The following is a 2,277-nucleotide window of genomic DNA, read 5'->3' as shown; positions in this document are numbered from 1 at the left end:
ACTAAGACATAGAAATATCGAATTGGGATAGACCAGACTGCTCTTACTGTCTTTGGGGTCTCGGGAAACTGTTTTTTCTATTTTATCCATTCTCTTACCGAACGATGAGGTCTGGCGCGGCGCGTTAGCGACGTTGTCCAGCACCGTCTTGTTCGGCTGTTTCTTTTGGGATGATGTTATTCTTTCCTAGCCACGTTCCGTGCTCAGATACAGCCCGAAAGCGAAACGTAGTGAATTTGTGATGAAAATCTTTTCGTTCTCTTTCTTTCATGGCACTGGCGTGCCTGTTTGCCCCTGGACAAGAATTTCTACCGTGAACCATATCAGTCATGTGGCGCTGGGAGCGCCAAACAGAAAACGTGCTGAATGTGCGAGAAGGGCGCATTGCAGCCATGGCTAAGGTAGTATTAGGGTTATCTCTCACAAGTTCCTCTACAGGCCTGCCCCAGCGGATAAACCGGAAGACCTCTGGAAGTTTCAATCGCGCTAGCGTTACCGCGATAATCGGCTGCTCGGGATCTGTATTAACAACGGGCTCAGGCAGACTATCAAACTCAGAAAACTGCCCCCATTGGCGGAGGGACTGTAGCCGCACATGCCAACCTTCGGCAAGTTTACAGCCGAGCCTCGTATCTGCAAGAAAGGCATCAATGGCTTCCTCATTCTCCCAAAGAGCGAACATGGCGAGCTTCCTCAATTGCATTCGCTCAGGTGATAATATGGGCGACCCCAAGGTCATCGCTGACATACATTCCGCATGGCATAATCCAGAGATTTTGTTCTTCGCCGGTGGACGAAAAAAGGCTCCTAGCGTAGTAGCTGCTGTGGTCTCTAAAAGGTGAAAGCTAAATATCTTCATTTTAGGATGTGGTGCCCTGTTGGATAGAGTGTGATTGCGGTCGCCCCCATGCAAAGGCAACGAATCCAAGTCCAACATGCCCAACCGCATTTACAATGCCATGATAACGAACCATGTCGGCCATATCGAAAATCGGCCTGCCCCATGCCCAAGCTATCGCTGGCACCATAGTCACCAATGGCACGCTTAGAGATACAACAGCAAGAAGCATTGGAGAGCGGGAGATTCGGGTAGGCCGCCCAAAGACAACCGCGCTCAACTGCACAACAAAGATAACCGCGTAACTCGCTGATGCGATCTCGTCACAGAAGCGAAAACCAAGAATACCAGCCGCAGTCACCAAGTATGCTATAGGGTGGGCAATTAGGAGGCCCCTAAGGACCTTTAACGAACGCTGGCTCGATACCATTCGGCATGACAATGATGTGATGCTTAGTGCACCGAAACCAGCAAATGCGAAGTGGGCGGCTGTTATCCAAGTCCACGGTGCGCCAAAACCAAGGAGAGTTGACTCGCTAAGAAAAACTCCGAGCCAAACCAAGCTTCCAACGATGAAAACCCATGCCGCTGCCAAAGCAATCTCTTCGGGGAGAATTACGGGTTTCGTGAGTGCTTTTTTCAGCAGGATTGAGCCTGTGACTATCGCCAAGACAACGGGCGTTGCGAGTATGGCGATGACGATGACGTAATTCATGCTAAAGCGGTGGCACGGATTGTTTTCTTTGCCGAACGACGAAGTCACCTCACACCTAACCGTATGTGAACTTCATTCTCTGGGTTGGTGGTTGAATAGTCATATAATCTTATCCACGGCAAGGGTCAGGTGTTGAGATCGACGTCTTGTTCTCCTGATTGTTACTTAGAAGCCAGTTTCTTAAAGTTATCAAGCAATGATTTTTCATTGGAAACCCAATACTGAACGGATCCATTCTTCTGAGTCGATAGTTGAAGCCAAGAAATTTTATCAGTAAATTTAAATAATGCACATGTAAGATAGCCGTTTTTGTCAGTCTTCAGTTGAAAGGTTGCAACATGCGAGGGAGCCAAGGACATCATAGGTCCGTTTACAGACTTCCTGCAATCTCTAAGCCTAACCTCAAAACTATCCTTAGAGTCTTCAAGAATTCCGATTAGTGCTGAAGCACCTTTGACATCATAAATAAAATCATTCCACCCTTTTGCACCTTTGTCCGACAAATCTTTAATTGGAGGGTGAGTTAATTTCTCGCCAGCTTGTGCTGAAAGAAAAAAGGGCAGCAATAGAATGGCTATGGATAAATGTTTCATTTTGGAGAACGTAAAGCACACCGACTGATGACCACTCAGTGTACTTACGGGTTTATGTGATGTGAAAATTGTCATGTAAGTAGGACTCTCCAGCTGGTCATCAGTTGGGTGCAGCGTCTTGTTCTATCAAG

Annotated in this window: 3 protein-coding genes; all 3 read right to left on the bottom strand. The window is 47.4% G+C overall.

The window, feature by feature from the left end; translation table 11 throughout:
- Positions 1-124: 124 nt before the first annotated feature.
- The 3 genes from ABGY95_RS01395 to ABGY95_RS01385 all read right to left on the bottom strand — a co-directional run bounded on the left by ABGY95_RS01395 (position 125) and on the right by ABGY95_RS01385 (position 2,146).
- The gene (locus ABGY95_RS01395; RefSeq protein ID WP_347439888.1) at positions 125-682 is read right to left on the bottom strand and encodes a hypothetical protein; all 558 of its coding nucleotides are present in this window, start codon (positions 680-682) and stop codon (positions 125-127) included.
- A gap of 178 nt (positions 683-860) precedes the next feature.
- Positions 861-1,553 (bottom strand): YndJ family transporter, encoded by a 693-nt coding sequence (locus tag ABGY95_RS01390; RefSeq protein WP_347439887.1) that lies wholly within the window; start codon positions 1,551-1,553, stop codon positions 861-863.
- Between the two features lie 161 nt (positions 1,554-1,714).
- On the bottom strand, positions 1,715-2,146 hold the full coding sequence (locus ABGY95_RS01385; RefSeq protein ID WP_347439886.1) for a hypothetical protein: 432 nt from the start codon (positions 2,144-2,146) through the stop codon (positions 1,715-1,717).
- Positions 2,147-2,277 lie beyond the last annotated feature (131 nt).

This window comes from Rubritalea sp. (genome assembly GCF_039830215.1).
In the GTDB taxonomy this organism is placed as follows: Bacteria; Verrucomicrobiota; Verrucomicrobiia; order Verrucomicrobiales; family Akkermansiaceae; genus Rubritalea.
Note: the sequence above shows the minus strand (reverse complement) of the source record. Positions and strands in the feature narration are given on the sequence as shown.

Coding starts and splice junctions, on each gene's coding strand:
- ABGY95_RS01385 (WP_347439886.1), bottom strand. CDS start 2,146: ATGAAACATTTATCCATAGCCATTCTATTGCTGCCCTTTTTTCTTTCA.
- ABGY95_RS01390 (WP_347439887.1), bottom strand. CDS start 1,553: ATGAATTACGTCATCGTCATCGCCATACTCGCAACGCCCGTTGTCTTG.
- ABGY95_RS01395 (WP_347439888.1), bottom strand. CDS start 682: ATGTTCGCTCTTTGGGAGAATGAGGAAGCCATTGATGCCTTTCTTGCA.